Origin of the sequence: Streptomyces sp. NBC_01306, from assembly GCF_026340465.1 — a bacterium.
GTDB lineage: Bacteria > Actinomycetota > Actinomycetes > Streptomycetales > Streptomycetaceae > Streptomyces.
The window spans coordinates 446,074-460,713 of the sequence record NZ_JAPEPC010000002.1; the positions used below are offsets into that span (position 1 = coordinate 446,074).

A 14,640-nucleotide genomic window follows, 5' to 3' on the forward strand; every position below is an offset into this window, starting at 1 on the left:
CGGCAGCACCTTCCGGGCCCGTCAGGTGTCCGCGTAGCCCGGTGGGGCGCGGAACTCCCCCTCGGCGGCGGCCCGGCGAATCGTGATCCGGAGAGCGGGGCACCCGGTGAAGACAGCACCTGTCCCGGCCGTGCGACGTTCGGAGCAGGCCGCCAGCGCTTCGGCGTTCCACTGCACGCTGGTCTGCTCCCAGCTGCTCTTGCGCGCCTCCACCCGCGCACCGCAGGTGCCACACGCGACGGGCACCATGGGGGCGTCCAGGAGCCTGTTGTCGGGCCGGACCGCCATCAGGCGGACCCCTCCTGTGCTGCGGCGTCCTGCCGGGCGATGTTCTGCTCGATCTCGGCCCGCCAGGCGGCGTTGGGCTTGGTGGTGTCGATCTCGAATTCGAACCGGTCGGTCATCTCCGGGCGCACCTCGGCAGCGTCGACGTAGAACTGCTCGTACCAACGGCGCAGTTGGTAGACCGGGCCGTCCTCCTCACAGAGCAGCGGGTTGTCGATACGGGCCTTGTGCTTCCAGATCTCGACGTCCTGTTCGAAGCCGATTTTGATGAACTCGCCCATTTTCTCGGCTACTTCTTCAGCTGCGCCGCCCAGGTGCGGGGCCTTCTCCATCAGGATGCCGTACTGGAGCACGAACGAGTCCTCGGACACCGGGTAGTGACAGTTGATCAGTACCGACCTCACGTCACCGTCGTCGTAGTGGTAGGTCAGTTCGTCGATCATGAACGAGGGGCCGTGGTAGGAAGCGACGGAGGTCTGGCCCAGCACCTTGGGGGCTCCGCTCCCCTCGGCCTGCGGGCGACGCACGTCCTCGCGGGCGACGCCCTTCATGATCTGAGTCGCGGTGTGGCCCTCGAAGATGTTCTCGAAGTAGGTGGGGAACGAGTAGTGCACATAGAAGAAGTGCGCCATGTCCACGACGTTGTCGACGATCTCACGGCAGTTCGCGCCATCGATACGGATCGAGTACCAGGACCAGTCCGTCCAGCGGTCGCTCGTCGCGCCCTCGATACGGGGGATCGTCACGGACTCGGGAGGCGGGTTCGCCTCCGGGTCGTTCCAGACGAACAGCAGGCCGTCCTGCTGCAGCGTCGGGTAGGCCGCGGTCCGGGCTCGCAACGGGACCCGGCGGGCGTAGGGGATGCCTCGGCAGCGTCCGTCACCGCCCCAGCGCCAGTTGTGGAACGGGCAGGCGACGTCATCGCCCTCCACCGTGCCCCTGGACAGGTCTCCGCCCATGTGACGGCAGTACGCGTCGAGCACGTTGAGCGTGCCGTCGGCCGAGGCCCAGACGACCAGCTTCTGCCCGAAGGCGTGCACCGTGTGCGGCTTGCCGTCCGTGAACTCCCGGGCGAGGCCCAGACAGTGCCAGCCACGGGCGAAACGGCCCGGGAGGGAGTCCGCCTCGATCGTGCGGACGTCGTGGGGCGCGGTGGCCATCTGTGCCTTCCTTTCCGCCGAGACTGTGCTCGGCGCGGTGTGGGGCGTGCGGGCCGGCCCGCCGGGGGACGGTGGCGCGGGCCCTGTGCACGGCCGGCCCGACGCGGTCACCTCGGCGGGCGGACGAGGCGGTGGCGTCCCGGTGAACGTAGGGTCGGGGGCGGACGGGCCGGTGCCGCGGTCCCACTGAGCGGTACGGCCGGAGTTCAGCCGGTCATGTCCTTGGCGGCCAGGGACCCGAACACCATCGCGGTGCCGATCGGGATTCCCGGGCCCGGGTAGAACGCCCCGGTGAACGATGCGCTCGTGTTGCCGGCCGCGTACAGCCCGGCGATCGGTGTGCGGTCCGCTCGCAGCACCCTCGCCGAGGTGTCGGTGACCAGGCCGCCCTTGGTTCCCAGGTCCGCGAGTACGAGCCTCGCCGCGTAGAAGGGCGCCTTGCGGACGGGCCGCAGCACGGGCTCGCCGAACCAGTGCCCGTACTCGTCCGACTCACGGCCGAACTCCTCGTCCTGCCCCTTGTCGGCGAAGCCGTTGAAGCGCTCGACGGCAGCGGCCAGCCTGTCGGCCGGGACTCCGATGAGCCGGGCCAGTTGCTCCGGGGAGTCGGCCTTGGTGAGGGTTCCGGAGGCGAGGTGGGCGGCCGGGTCGCCCCACGGCGGCAGCATGACCGCGGGGATCGCGCCCGCGGTGCGGTCGTCGAAGATGACATAGGAGGGCGTCCGGGACGGTTCCTGGGCCATCTCGCGCCCGAACCTGTCGTAGGGCAGGGATTCGTTGGCGTACCGGGAGCCGTGTGCGTCGACGACCAGGCCGCCGAAGAACCCGCAGACGAAAGCCGGTTGACCGTCGGGCATCATGAGGCCGGGGCACCACCAGCCCTCGTGCATCAGGTCGGTGTCCGCGCCGATCGCCGTCGCGGCCAGGACGGGTTCACCGGTGTTCGTGACGGTCGGTGCCATGGAGCAGCCGGCGCTGCCCGGTACTCCGTGGATGCTTCGCAGGCGTTCGTTGTGCTCGAATCCGCCGCCGGCCAGGAGCACGCCCCGGCGGGCCCCGATCCGTACACGGCGGCCGTGCCGGGTGGCGACGATGCCGGTCACCCGCTCGTGGGTGGTGACGAGCTGGTCCATCCGGGTCCGGGTGCGGACCGTGCCATGGCCGGTGCGGTCGTACGCCAGCAGCAGGCGGCCGATGAGCGCGCGTCCTGCCGTCAGCGGGGCCGACTCGTCGTGCTCCTGGCCCGTCCGGTCGCTGTCCACCGGGGGGCGGACCAGGGAGAGCAGTTCGCCCAGGTCACCCGGGTCGAGGTCGGCGGGGACGAACGAGCGCCCGCCCGGCACCCGGCCGGGCCGCTCGTAGTAGTCGGGGAACTCCCTGAACCGGAACGCGATGGCCGGGTCGTTCTCCAGCCGGGCCACCAGGCGGGGTGCCTCCGCGAGGAAGGCGTCCTGTTTCCCGGCGGTGCCGTCGCCCAGCAGGGCGCGCAGATAGGTACGGGCCGATTCGGTCGAATCGGGGACTCCATCGCGCTTCTGCACCGGTGAGCCGGGGAGCCACAGGGCCGCGCCGGAGTACGCGCTCATCCCGCCCAGCCGGGGTGTCTTCTCCACCACGACGGTTTCGAGGCCCGCGACGGCGGTCAGGTACGCGCCGGTCAGTGCTCCGCCGCCGGACCCCACGACGACGACGTCGTACTCCTCGTCCCACTTCTCTGCCATGCTTCGACCTCCCGCGGTTGCCGGTGTTCGCCGTCAGGAAATCCCAGTCACCGCGCGGTGCGTCCGCGGCAGTCCCACTCAGCAGTACACGGGCACCCGCGAACGCGTCGTCGGCGCTCTCATGGGCCTGCGGCACCGGACGTGTTCCGGAGCCTCGGCTGCTTCCCGGTCTGCCGGGGCGGCCCCACCGTTAGCATGGTGCGCTGAAGGCGCCATCACGAGCCGGAAGAGGAAACCGTGCCCAGAGTCGCCGAGAACCGGCCAGCGGCGGAGCCGCAGTCACCCGGGCAGAAGGCACGGTACGCGCGCATCCTGAGTGTCACCGCCCGGCTGGGCGCTGAACGGGGTCTTGAGCATGTGCAGATGCACGACGTGGCCAAGGAGGCCGGCGTCGCCATTGCCACGCTCTACCGCTACTTCCCGTCCAAGACGCATTTGTTCACCGCGATCATGTCCGCCCAGGTCGACCACATGGGCGACGATTCACCGGAGATCCGTGCGGCAGCCGGCCCCGTCGACGCTGTCGCCGAGACGCTCCTCCGGTCCACGCGCCACATGCTGCGGACCCCGCTCCTGGCGAGCGCCATGATGCAGAGCAACTACGCCGCGCACGCCGCCACCGTCAGCGAGGCCGCCGGTATCGAGGCCAAGGTGCATCGCACGGTGCTGGGGCTGCTCGGGCTCGATCACCCCACCGACCGGGACAACCGTCTGATCCGGCTGCTGATGAAGAGCTGGCACGGCGTGCTGATCTCCGCGCTGTACGGTCACACGACGCACTCCGACGCGGAGACCGAGATCCGGCTCGCGTGCGAGGTGCTGCTCGGGGACCGCTCCAACGCCCCCGTCGACTGACGACTTCGACGGCGGGACCGATCCCGGACCGCAGATCGCAGATATCGGGTTGCAGACATCGGGTTGGAGATTTCAGACGAGGTTGTCCTCGACGGTCAGTCCGAGCGCACCGCGGCCGTACATGGCCAGTGTCCGTTCGACGTCGTTGGCCACATGCACACTGCCGGCGTGTGCGTCGCGCCACGCTCGTTCGATCGGACTGCCGCGCCGCAGCGAGTGGCCGCCCGCCGTCTTGAACAGCAGGTCGATCGCGGTGACGGCACGTTCGGTGCCCCGCACCTGGTCGCGGCGGGTCCTGAGCCGCAGCTCCATCGGAATGTCGCGGCCCTGCGCCGCGTGGGCCGTCAGTTCCCTGATGTTGCGGTCCATCTGCAGAACGGTCGCGTCGATCTCGGAGGCTGCCCGCGCGATGGCCACCTGCGCGTAGGGGTCCTCGGCGAACCGGCCACCGCCGAGGCTCAGCGAGCCACGCTCCTTCGTCGCGGCGACGTAGGAGTCGTAGCCGCCGGCGACCGCGCCGACGACCGGGGCGGTGACCGCGCTGGTGAAGACAGCGCCGAAGGGCAGCCGGTAGAGCGGTCCACGGTTGATCTTCTGGCCCGGGCCCTTCAGCTGCGCCTGCTCGTAGTTCCGGATCACATGGTGGCGGGGTACGAAGGCCTGCTCGACGAGGATGTCGTTGCTGGCCGTGCCCCGCAGCCCGACGACGTCCCACACGTCCTCGATGCGGTAGTCGGAACGGGGCACGAGCACGGACAGGAAGTCGACGGGCCTGCCCTGATCGCCGATGACCAGGGCACCGAGCAGCGCCCATCGGGCGTAGTGGCAGCCGGAGGAGAAGCTCCAGCGGCCGGTGAGGCGGTACCCGTCGTCGACGGGGGTGAGCCGTCCCACCGGCGCGTAGGCGGACGACACGAGGGTGTCGGGGTCCGTGCCCCATACTTCCCGCTGCGCCTGTTCGGGGAAGAGTCCCAACTGCCAGGGATGCACGCCCAGTACGGAGGCGACCCAGCCGGTCGAGCAGCAGACGGCCGAGATGGCACGGATGACCTCGTAGAACTCCACCAGGTCTGCTTCCTGACCGCCGAACGGGCGGGGCTGGAGCATCCGGAAGACACCGGCTCCGGTCAGTTCGCGCACCGTCCGGTCCGGGATCCGTCCCTTCTCGTCGGTGGCCCGGGCCCGCTCCGCTATGGCCGGGAGCAGGGTGCGCACCGTCTCAAGAACCGTATTCCCCATGGGGCTGTCCTTCACGTCCGTTCCTGACTGGTCTCGTTGCCCGGCACCGCCGGCCGGTCCTCGGGGTCAATCCTCGGGCAGGAGCCGCCGGGAGGCTTCGCCGGCGTCGAGGATCCGCTCTGCGCGGTGGCGGACGGCGCTGCGCTGCTCCGCCGTGCTCAGGTTTCCGCCTGCCACCCACACGGGTCCGTCCGCGAGATGCTCCAGACCTTCACGTGCCACGTCGTCGGACTCCGCGACGTTCAGCCCCGGCAGATCCATTCGCAGGCCGGCCCGTTCCATCGCCGGGGTGCGGGTCACCCCCAGGACGAGTTCGGTCACGTGGACTCCGTACGGCCTCAGTTCCAGCCAGAGGCCCTCGGTGAAGACCCTGCTGAACGCCTTCACCGCGGAGTAGACACTCAGCCGCGCCTGGCCCATATAGCCCGCGAGCGAGCCGACCAGCATGATGCCGCCCCGGCGGCGCTCCTTCATCAGCGCGCCGAAGTGGTGGGTGAGGGCGAGCTGGGAAGTGACGTTGAGGTCGATCACACCTTGCGCACGGCCGAGGTCGCCGCCGACGAATTCATGACCGTAGGTGTTGGCTCCCGCGTTGAAGATCAGGAGTCCTACGTCGAGGCCGTCCGTCACGGCCCGGATCGAATTCAGTGCTCCGCTGTCGAGCAGGTCGAGGGCGAGGGTGCGCACCTCGACGCCCTTGGCGCGGGCCTCGTCCGCCGTCTGCTCAAGGGGGCCCGGTTTGCGGGCGATGAGGACCAGGTTGATGCCGGCTTCGGCGAGGCGGTGGGCGAAACATGCCCCTACCCCCTCCGACCCGCCGGCGACGACCGCCCACGGGCCGTACATGTCTTTGTCGATCATCGGCTTCCTTCCTGGGGAGAGCGCGGGTGGTGGTCAGCGGGCTGCGGTCGCGTCCTGCGTCCCTGTGGTGTCGAGTGCGGCGACGCTGTAGGCCGCGAACGTGCGGTGCGGGTCCCGGCCCGAGAAGTACGGCGTCAGGCGGGAGTCCAGCTCATCCGCGGTGAAGACGCCGGTCGCCGCGGTGAACTTCTTCTCCACCGTGGGCGGCGCGAGCAGGGCGATCATGTCGCCGTAGACGACGAAGACCTGGCCGTTGATCTCGTCCGCGGCCGCGGAGGCGAGGTGGCCGACGAACGTCGCGACCCGTTCGGGGGCCATGATGTCCAGGCCGCCTTCGGGCGAGCTGCCCGCTCCGAACGCCTCGGCCGTCATGGCGGTGCGGGCGCGCGGGCAGATGGCGTTGGCGCGTACGCCGTAGCGGGCCAGGCCCTGTGCCGTGGCGAGAGTGAGCGCGGTGATGCCGGCCTTGGCCGCCGAGTAGTTCGGCTGGCCCGGGGCGCCGAAGAGGAAGGCCTCGGACGACGTGTTGACGACTCGTCCGTAGACCGGGCCGCCCGCGGCTTTGCTCGCCGCCCGCCAGTGCACCGCCGCGGCACGCGTGAGGGCGGCGTGTCCTTTGAGGTGGATACGGATGACGTCGTCCCAGTCGGACTCGCTGAGGTTGAAGACCATCTTGTCGCGCAGGACCCCGGCATTGTTGACGACGATGTCCAGGCTGCCGAAGGTCTCCAGCGCGGCGCCTACCAGCTGGTCGCCCATGGACCAGTCGCCGATGTCCCCGGTCACGGCAACGGCTTCCCGCCCCAGGGTCTTGATCTCCGCGACGACGTCATCGGCGGCCGGTCCCACGTCGTTGATGACGACATTGGCGCCGCGGGCCGCCAGCTCAAGCGCCTCGCTTCGGCCCAGGCCGGCGCCGGCCCCGGTGACGACGGCGGTCCGCCCGTGGAGGCTGGTCCTCGTGCTCATCTGCCCTCTTCCGCTCGTGTCCTGTGTGGCGGTCTTGTCCTGCATCGCTGTCTGTTCTGCGTGGCCGTTTCGGCACCGGAAAAACTAGTATGAATTCTGTTTTAGCTTCCCTGTCCGTCCCGCTGAGTGGTCGGGGCCCGCAGGCCCGCCGCGCTCACGCGAAGCGGACCGACACCGGGCCGAGCCCGGCGAACTCCGCGCGGAAGTCGTCCCCCGGCCGCACGTCGACGGCCGCCGTGCATGAGCCGGGCAGCACCACGTGCCCGGCCTCAAGACGGACCCCGAAGGCCGCCACCTTCCGGGCCAGCCACGCGACGGCGACGGTCGGATCGCCCAGCACCGCGCTGGTGTTGCCGCGCGCGATCTCCGTACCTCCCCGGTACAGCACAGCGCCGATACCCGCCGTATCCAGATCGCGGGGGCTGACCCGGGCCGCGCCCAGGACCAGGCCGGCCGAGGAGGCGTTGTCGGCGATGGTGTCCTCCAGCGCGATCCGCCAGTCGGTGATCCGGCTGTCGATGAGCTCGATGGAGGGGACGATGTACTCCGTCGCGGCGATGACATCCTTCTCCGTACAGTTCTCGCCGCTCAGGGCCTCGCCGAGCACGTACCCGATCTCGACCTCGATGCGTGGGCAGCAGTAGCGGGCGGTGTCCACCGGGGTCTGCTCGGACAGGACCATGTCCGAGAGCAGATGGCCGTAGTCGGGCTCGTCCACGCCCATCATCCGCTGCATGACCTCGGAGGACAGCCCGACCTTGTGGCCGCGGACCGAGGCGCCACCCGCAACTCGTCTGCGGATGTTGCGCAGTTGGATCTCGTAGGCGTCCACCACGTCCATCCCCGGGAACGTCTCGGTCAGCGGGGCCACGGGGGTGCGGTCGTGCTCCGCGTTCCACAGCAGGTCTGCGGCGGCACGCCGTGACGCGTCAATCATCGGGGATCTCCTTGTGCGGTCGGGCCCCGTCGGTCGTCAGGACCGGGCCGGCGGGGGGACGTGGTCATCGGCCGGTTCCCAGGATCAGACCGCTGGTCGGCACGCCGGTGCCGGCGGTGACCAGCACCTGGCCGACGCCGTCGGGCTGGTTCACCGAGGTGCCGCGGACCAGCCGGACGCCCTCGGCGATGCCGTTCATGCCGTGCAGATAGGCCTCGCCGAGCTGCCCGCCGTGGGTGTTCAGTGGCAGCCGGCCACCGAGATCGAGGTGCCCGTCCGCGATGAAGTCCTTCGCCTCGCCCGTACCGCAGAACCCCAGCTCCTCCAGCTGCGGCAGAACCAGCGGGGTGAAGTGGTCGTACAGGACCGCGGCGTCGATGTCGCCGGGACCCAAGCCGCTCTGCCCGTACAGTTGCCGCCCGACCAGGCCCATCTCCGGAATGCCACTGATGCTCGGGCGGTAGTAGCTGGTCATCATGTGCTGGTCGTCCCCCAGCCCCTGCGCCGCCCCGCGGATCACGGCGGGGGGATGCGGCAGGTCACGGGCCCGTTCGGCGGACACGACCACCAGGGCCTGGCCGCCGTCGGTCTCCTGGCAGCAGTCCAGCAGGCGCAGCGGTTCGGCTATCCAGGGCGAACTCTGGTGGTCGGCCAGGGTGATGGGGCGGCCGTGGAACCAGGCGGCGGGGTTGTTCGCGGCGTGCCTGCGGTCCACCACCGCGACTCTGCCGAAGTCCTCGCTGCCCGCGCCGTACTCGTGCATGTAGCGGCGGGCGAACATGGCCACCCACTGGGCGGGCGTGTTCAGCCCGAACGGGGTCATCCAGGCGTACGCGGCACGGTCGGCGCTGGTGTCCATCGGCCGGTCGGCCTGCCCCAGGCCGTACCGTTCGCCGGAGCGTTCGTTGAAGGCCCGGTAGCAGACGACGACTTCGGCGGCGCCGGTGGCGACAGCCATCGCCGCCTGCTGCACGGTGCCGCAGCCGGCCCCTCCGCCGTAGCCGATGCGCGAGAAGAACGTCACCTCGCCCATCCCCGTGTTGCGGGCCACGTGGATCTCGGAGTTGGTCTCCGCGGTGAAGGTGACCAGACCGTCGACGTCGGCGGGGACCAGGCCCGCGTCGGCGACGGCGGCGAGGACGGCCTCGCAGGCCAGCTGGAGTTCACTGCGGCCGGAGTTCTTGGAGAACTCGGTGGCGCCGATACCGACGACGGCGGCGCTGCCCGGCAGCACGCTCGCGGCCCTCACGAAGCCGCCCCCTTCGGCAGGGACACCACGACGGTGCCGGTCACGTGCGCGCCCAGACTGTTGGTGCCGCGCACCGCGACCTCGACGCGCCGGTCCTCGTCGGCCTTGGCGACCACGGTGCCGGTGAGCACCATGGTGTCGCCCGGGTGGTTGGGGGCGCCGAGGCGGATCCTGATCGCCCTGACGACCGCGGCCGGACCGGCCCAGCCGGTGAGGTACCGGTCGACCAGGCCGTTGCTGGTGAGGATGTTCATGAAGATGTCCTTCGAACCGCGCGCCCTGGCCAGTTCGGGGTCGTGGTGCACGTCCTGGTAGTCGCGGCTCGCGAGGGCCGTGGCGACGACAAGCGTCCGGGTCACGGGGATTTCGAGCCGCGGGAGTACGGAGCCGACCGTCACCTCGTCGTACGTCCGGGTCTTCGGCACCGTCATGAGGCCACCGTCCCGCGCGCCAGGACCTCGCCGAGGCTGGACAGGTCGGCGCTCGCCCCGCCCAGGGTGGTGGCGATCTGCCTGCCCCACAGGAAGTGGCGGTGCACCGGGTAGTCGGTGTCGACGCCGATGCCGCCGTGCACGTGCTGCACACGGTGGACGATGTCCAGTCCGCCCTCGTCGGCCCACCACTTGGCGACCAGCGCCGCCCGCTCGGTGTCCTCCCCGTCCTCCAGCGCGGTCACGGCCTGCCACAGCGTCACCCGCATCGCTTCGATGTCGATGAGGCAGTCGGCGAGCTGATGCCGTACGGCCTGGAAGGTGGCCAGGGGCCGGCCGAACTGTTCGCGCGCGCCGAGGTGTTCGGCCGCGAGGCGCAGCGCACCCTGCGCCACGCCGAGTTGCAGGGAGGCCAGCGCCACGCCCGCCCGCTCGGTGATCCACTCCACCGCGCCGGAGCCGGGTGCGCCGACCGCTTCCGCCGGAGCGCCGTCCAGAGTGAGGTGGGCGCTGAGGTCATGGCTGGTGGTCTCGGCGGACGTCCAGCTCACCCCGGGGGCGTCGGAGCGTACGAGGAAGAGGCCCGTGCCCGTGCCGGTGGCCGCGGTGACCAGCACCCGGCCGGCGCCGGCGGGGGCGGGTACGACGGCCTTGGTGCCGCTGATCCGCCATGCGGGTCCGTCGGGCGTGGCCCCGGTCCGCGGCTCGCGAGGGCCGGCGGGGCCGAACTCCTCCAGCGCCAGGGTGAACCGGGCCGTGCCGTCGGCCGCGGACGGCAGCAGCGCCGCACGCTGCGGCGCCGAGCCGTGCGCGGCGAGAGCCAGCGCGGCCAGGACGGCGGGCCAGACCGGGACGGGGGCCACGCTCCGGCCCTGCTGCTCAAGGATCACGCACAGCGCGGCCAGGCCGAGTCCGGCGCCGCCGGTCTCCTCCGGGAGCGGTGCGGCGAGCAGTCCCGTCCCGGCCAGGTCGTTCCAGAGCTTGTCGTCGACGCGCGTCGCGGATGTCTCGACCTCCCGGAGCCGCTCCGGCGTGGCGTGGTCGGTGAAGATCTCATGGGCCAGATCCCGTAGCGCTTCGAGCTCTTCTCCCAGCGAGAAGTCCATCAGGAGGCCTCCGTTGCGGCGGGCCGGAACACCGGCAGGGACAGATCGGGGTCGGCGTCGAGCCAGTCGAGAACGACCGGCATGTCGATGAAGACGTCCTCGGGCGCGACGCCGGTCAGATTGGTGACGAGCCGGGTGCCTTCGGCGAGTTCGACGACGGCGACAACGAGCGGGTACGAGAACGCCGGGTGCCTCGGACGGTGGTTGACCGTGAAGGTGTACACCCGTCCCCGGCCCGACGCCGCAACGGTGTCCCATGCGAACGAGCCGCACCGCGGGCAGCACGGGCCCGGCGGGTGACGCAGCGTCCCGCAGGAGGCGCAGCGCTGGATCACCAGCCGGTGGCCCTTCGCCGCCTCGAACCAGAAGGCGTTGTCCCGGTTGACGGCGGGCCGGGGGCGCAGTGCCGGGGGACGGCCGGCTGCCTCCGGTGCGGCTGGCCGGAACCGCAGGGTGCGCCAGCGCTGAACGGCGACGACCCGGCCGTCCTGGTCACGGTAGGTCTTCAGCGTGGTGACGAAGCGCCCGGCGCCCAGACCGGTCCGCTTCTCCGCGGAGACCGACTCCACGGCCTCCTGTACGGCGATGTGGTCACCGGGCACCAGTTCGCGCGTGAACTCCAGCTCCGAGTCGGTCGCCACCACGGAGGTGTAGCCGCCCTCGTCGAGCAGGTCGACCAGCTCGTCGAACCCGGAGCGGGCGGAGGGCGGGGCGACCGATGCGGCGTAGCCCCGCATCGTCCACGCCTGCACCATCGAGGCCGGGGCGACGACGCCTGCCCGCCCGGTGGCTCGGGCCGCCGACTCGTCGGTGTACACCGGGCTGGTGTCGCCCATCGCCTCGGTCCAGTGCCGGATCATCGGCTGGTTCACCGGGTCCTGACCGGGCGTGAGGGCGTGCAGGTCGCGTCCGGTGAAGGACTGCAGCCGCCTCTCGTACTCCTCACTCGCCGTATTCACCGGCCACGTCCCTTGCGGGGAAGGCCAAGGCCCTGGGTGGCCACCATGTCGCGCAGCACTTCGTTGACGCCGCCGCCGAAGGTGTTCACGATGCCCTGGCGTGACAACTGCTCGACCTGCCCGGCCAGCGCCGCTCCTGGCGACTCGGGACGGATCCGTCCGGCCGCGCCCAGGATCTGGGTCAGCGAGCGCTGGACGTCGATGTGGGTCTCGGTGCCGTACACCTTGGCGGCGCCGGCGTCCGCTCCGGTCAGCCTGGAGTGTGCGACGGCGTCGGTCATCTTCCAGTTCATCAGGCGCATGGCTTCGATACGGGCGTAGGTGCGGGCGAACTCATGGCGTACCCAGGGCAGTTCGACGGCGCCGTTGTCCTTGGCCCATTCCAGGACCCGCTCCCAGAGCTGGACGGTGCGGCCGCCGAGGGCCGCCAGGCCGATCCGCTCGTGGTTGAGCTGTGCTGTCATCAGCCGCCAGCCGCCGTTCACCTCACCCACCACAGCACTGCCAGGCACCCGGATCCCGCTGTAGTAGGTGGCGGTGACGACCATGCCCCCCACGGTCCGGATCGGGCTCCAGGAGAACCCGTCGGCGTCGGTCGGCACGGTGAGGATGGAGATTCCGCGGTGTTTGGGGGCGTCGGGATCGGTGCGGGCGGCGAGCCAGATGTAGTCGGCGGTGTTCGCTCCGCTGGTGAAGATCTTGCTGCCGTCCACGACGAAGTGGCCGCCGTCCCGTACCGCCCGGGTGGTGAGCGATGCCAGGTCGGTGCCGGCGCCCGGTTCGGTGTAGCCGATGGCGAAGACCGTGTCGCCGGTGAGGATGCCCGGCAGGAACCGCTTCTTCTGGTCCTCGGTCCCGTACTCCATGAGCGTGGGTCCGACCGTGTTCACGGTGACGAACGGGAAGGGCAGTCCGGCCCGTTGGACCTCGTCGAAGAACACGTACTGCTCCTCGGCCGTCCGGCCCTGGCCGCCGTACTCCTCGGGCCAGCCGATGCCGAGCCACCCGTCGGCGCCGAGCCGTCCCACGATCTCCCGGAAGCGCGGTCCGCCCACTCCTTCCTCGCCGGCCCGGCGCCGTTCGTCCTCGGGCAGCAGGCCCGCGAAGTACGCTCTCAGTTCCTTGCGCAGTTCACGCTGCGCGGCGCTCTCGCGCAGTTGCATGTGGTTCTCCAGTCTCCTTGCGGCCTCACCGGCGGCGCGGTCAGGGCAGGAAGCGTCCGCGTCCGTTGGTGAGGAACTCGTCGCGCAGTACCGCCTTGTCCTCGTCGGTCATGAGGACGTAGTCGGGCCGTCCGCGTCCCGTCCAGCGGTAGACCGGGTCGTCGGAGCGCCATCCGTCGGCCTGCATCTCCTTCTTGCGCAGCTTGTTGGAGCCGGTGGCCGGCAGGGCGTGCGAGACCCGGATGTAGCGGGGTGTGCTCTTGGTGCCCAGGTCTTCCTGGCCGGCGAGGAACTCCGGCAGGCTCAGCTTCTCGAAGCGCGTGCCTTCGGGGATCTCGATGGCGGCCATGACCTGGTCGCCGCTGCGGGGGTCGGGGACGCCGAAGACTCCGGCGGCCACGACACCGGGGTGTCGGCGCAGGATGCGTTCGGTCAGCAGCGCGGAGGTGTTCTCGCCGTCGACCCGGATCCAGTCGCCGGAGCGGCCCGCGAAGTAGAAGTACCCGGCCGTGTCGACGTAGCCGAGGTCGCCGGTCCAGTACCAGCCGTGATGGACACGTTCGGCGTTCGCCGCGTCGTTGTTGTAGTAGCCCTCGAACCGGGCGGCGCCCTCGGTGTCGACGATCTCACCGATGGCTGCTTCGGGGTTCTGTACTCTGCCGTGTCCGTCGAGGACGGCGGGCGGACAGGGCAGGCGGGTTTCCGGGTCGACGATCCGCACACTGTCGCGGGCGGGCACGCCGAGTGCGCCCACCGGCCCGTCCGGTGCCTGCCGGAGCATCCCGGCGCCCTCGCTTGAGCCGTAGCCCTCGACGAGCCGGCACCCGAAGCGGCGCAGGAAGGCGGCCCTGTCCTCGGGCGAGGCCTCGGTGCCGAAGGCATGGGTCAGCGGGTTGTCGGTGTCGGTGCTGTTCTCCGGCTGTGCCAGGACATAGGCGACTGCCTTGCCCACGTAGGTGAAGAACGTGGCGCCGAAGAACCGTACGTCGGGCAGGAAGCCGGAGGCCGAGAACTTCGGGGTCAGCGCGACGGTGGCGCCGACCGCCAGGGCCGGTGCCCACAGGGCCATCAGCGCATTGCCGTGGAACAGCGGCATCGGGCAGTAGCACACGTCGTCACGGCCCACTTCGTACTTGGCCGCGTTGGCCCGGCCGAGTGCGGCGAGGCGGCCCTGCGAACAGATCGCCGCCTTGGACGCGCCCGTCGTGCCGGAGGTGAACAGCAGCAGGATCCGGGTGTCCGGGGCGACGGCCGGGTCGCGGGCGGGTTCGGCCGCGTGCGCGGCCAGTCGTCGGGTGTAGGCCGGCTCGTCCACGAGCAGATACCGCTCGGGCGGCACACCGGTGTCCAGCCCGTCGAGCAGCTCACCGCCTGCCCGGTCGGTGACGATCAGTTGGCAGTCGGCATGGCGGACTTCCTGCTCCAAGTAGGTGCCGCGCCGGGTGGAGTTGATGCCGACGACGGTCGCCCCGCTCAGGGCTGCGCCGCCCAGCCAGAAGACGTACTCCGGCACGTTGTCGAGAAGCACCCCGATGTGGAACGGGCCGTCGGTCCGCAGGGAACGGGCCAGCGCCGCGCGTGCGGCGCTCTCCCTGACGACCTCGTCCCAGGTCCATTCCCGCTCCCGGGTGAGGAGGCCCGGGCGGTTGTCGCCCGCCCGGGCGAGGAGGAGGTCGGCGATGGTGTCGTGTGGCAATGTCGTCCC

Annotated in this window: 14 protein-coding genes; 1 reads left to right on the forward strand and 13 read right to left on the reverse strand. The window is 70.7% G+C overall.

Going from position 1 to position 14,640, the window contains the following annotated elements; genetic code table 11:
• Nucleotides 1-21: 21 nt before the first annotated feature.
• The 3 genes from OG385_RS35125 to OG385_RS35135 all read right to left on the reverse strand — a co-directional run bounded on the left by OG385_RS35125 (nt 22) and on the right by OG385_RS35135 (nt 3,166).
• On the reverse strand, nt 22-288 hold the full coding sequence (locus OG385_RS35125; RefSeq protein WP_266862013.1) for a ferredoxin: 267 nt from the start codon (nt 286-288) through the stop codon (nt 22-24).
• On the reverse strand, nt 288-1,445 hold the full coding sequence (locus OG385_RS35130; RefSeq protein WP_266862014.1) for a Rieske 2Fe-2S domain-containing protein: 1,158 nt from the start codon (nt 1,443-1,445) through the stop codon (nt 288-290). The genes OG385_RS35125 and OG385_RS35130 overlap by 1 nt, the downstream gene beginning before the upstream one ends.
• Nucleotides 1,446-1,651: 206 nt before the next feature.
• Entirely contained in the window at nt 1,652-3,166 is a 1,515-nt protein-coding gene (locus OG385_RS35135) for an FAD-binding protein (protein WP_266862015.1), read from the reverse strand.
• Nucleotides 3,167-3,403: 237 nt separating this feature from the next.
• Here OG385_RS35135 and OG385_RS35140 point away from each other — a divergent pair, with 237 nt between their 5' ends.
• Nucleotides 3,404-4,021, forward strand: a complete 618-nt coding sequence (locus OG385_RS35140) for a TetR family transcriptional regulator (RefSeq protein ID WP_266862016.1) — start codon at nt 3,404-3,406, stop codon at nt 4,019-4,021.
• Nucleotides 4,022-4,093: 72 nt separating this feature from the next.
• Here the strand turns inward: OG385_RS35140 and hsaA are convergent, their stop codons facing one another.
• The 10 genes from hsaA to OG385_RS35190 form a co-directional block, all read right to left on the reverse strand.
• A complete protein-coding gene (hsaA, locus tag OG385_RS35145; RefSeq protein WP_266862017.1) occupies nt 4,094-5,260 on the reverse strand; it encodes a 3-hydroxy-9,10-secoandrosta-1,3,5(10)-triene-9,17-dione monooxygenase oxygenase subunit in 1,167 nt (388 codons plus the stop codon).
• A gap of 66 nt (nt 5,261-5,326) precedes the next feature.
• Nucleotides 5,327-6,121 (reverse strand): SDR family oxidoreductase, encoded by a 795-nt coding sequence (locus OG385_RS35150; protein ID WP_266862018.1) that lies wholly within the window; start codon nt 6,119-6,121, stop codon nt 5,327-5,329.
• Between the two features lie 33 nt (nt 6,122-6,154).
• Nucleotides 6,155-7,090: a 3-oxoacyl-ACP reductase gene (locus tag OG385_RS35155; RefSeq protein WP_266862019.1), complete on the reverse strand. Its 936-nt coding sequence runs from the start codon at nt 7,088-7,090 to the stop codon at nt 6,155-6,157.
• A 154-nt stretch (nt 7,091-7,244) separates the two neighbouring features.
• Nucleotides 7,245-8,027: a 2-keto-4-pentenoate hydratase gene (locus tag OG385_RS35160; RefSeq protein ID WP_266862020.1), complete on the reverse strand. Its 783-nt coding sequence runs from the start codon at nt 8,025-8,027 to the stop codon at nt 7,245-7,247.
• A gap of 64 nt (nt 8,028-8,091) precedes the next feature.
• On the reverse strand, nt 8,092-9,276 hold the full coding sequence (locus OG385_RS35165; protein WP_266862021.1) for a lipid-transfer protein: 1,185 nt from the start codon (nt 9,274-9,276) through the stop codon (nt 8,092-8,094).
• A complete protein-coding gene (locus OG385_RS35170; RefSeq protein WP_266862022.1) occupies nt 9,273-9,707 on the reverse strand; it encodes a MaoC family dehydratase in 435 nt (144 codons plus the stop codon). Before OG385_RS35170 ends, OG385_RS35165 begins: the two co-directional genes overlap by 4 nt.
• A complete protein-coding gene (locus OG385_RS35175) occupies nt 9,704-10,813 on the reverse strand; it encodes an acyl-CoA dehydrogenase family protein (protein ID WP_266862023.1) in 1,110 nt (369 codons plus the stop codon). Before OG385_RS35175 ends, OG385_RS35170 begins: the two co-directional genes overlap by 4 nt.
• The gene (locus OG385_RS35180; RefSeq protein WP_266862024.1) at nt 10,813-11,772 is read right to left on the reverse strand and encodes a bifunctional MaoC family dehydratase N-terminal/OB-fold nucleic acid binding domain-containing protein; all 960 of its coding nucleotides are present in this window, start codon (nt 11,770-11,772) and stop codon (nt 10,813-10,815) included. Before OG385_RS35180 ends, OG385_RS35175 begins: the two co-directional genes overlap by 1 nt.
• Entirely contained in the window at nt 11,769-12,935 is a 1,167-nt protein-coding gene (locus OG385_RS35185) for an acyl-CoA dehydrogenase family protein (protein ID WP_266862025.1), read from the reverse strand. The genes OG385_RS35180 and OG385_RS35185 overlap by 4 nt, the downstream gene beginning before the upstream one ends.
• 40 nt (nt 12,936-12,975) lie before the next feature.
• Nucleotides 12,976-14,631: an AMP-binding protein gene (locus OG385_RS35190; protein WP_266862026.1), complete on the reverse strand. Its 1,656-nt coding sequence runs from the start codon at nt 14,629-14,631 to the stop codon at nt 12,976-12,978.
• Nucleotides 14,632-14,640: the final 9 nt, after the last annotated feature.

Bases quoted from the DNA above. Each gene is read 5' to 3' on its own strand.
- OG385_RS35125 (WP_266862013.1), bottom strand. From the start codon at position 288: ATGGCGGTCCGGCCCGACAACAGGCTCCTGGACGCCCCCATGGTGCCC.
- OG385_RS35130 (WP_266862014.1), bottom strand. From the start codon at position 1,445: ATGGCCACCGCGCCCCACGACGTCCGCACGATCGAGGCGGACTCCCTC.
- OG385_RS35135 (WP_266862015.1), bottom strand. From the start codon at position 3,166: ATGGCAGAGAAGTGGGACGAGGAGTACGACGTCGTCGTCGTGGGGTCC.
- hsaA (WP_266862017.1), bottom strand. From the start codon at position 5,260: ATGGGGAATACGGTTCTTGAGACGGTGCGCACCCTGCTCCCGGCCATA.
- OG385_RS35150 (WP_266862018.1), bottom strand. From the start codon at position 6,121: ATGATCGACAAAGACATGTACGGCCCGTGGGCGGTCGTCGCCGGCGGG.
- OG385_RS35155 (WP_266862019.1), bottom strand. From the start codon at position 7,090: ATGAGCACGAGGACCAGCCTCCACGGGCGGACCGCCGTCGTCACCGGG.
- OG385_RS35160 (WP_266862020.1), bottom strand. From the start codon at position 8,027: ATGATTGACGCGTCACGGCGTGCCGCCGCAGACCTGCTGTGGAACGCG.
- OG385_RS35170 (WP_266862022.1), bottom strand. From the start codon at position 9,707: ATGACGGTGCCGAAGACCCGGACGTACGACGAGGTGACGGTCGGCTCC.
- OG385_RS35175 (WP_266862023.1), bottom strand. From the start codon at position 10,813: ATGGACTTCTCGCTGGGAGAAGAGCTCGAAGCGCTACGGGATCTGGCC.
- OG385_RS35185 (WP_266862025.1), bottom strand. From the start codon at position 12,935: ATGCAACTGCGCGAGAGCGCCGCGCAGCGTGAACTGCGCAAGGAACTG.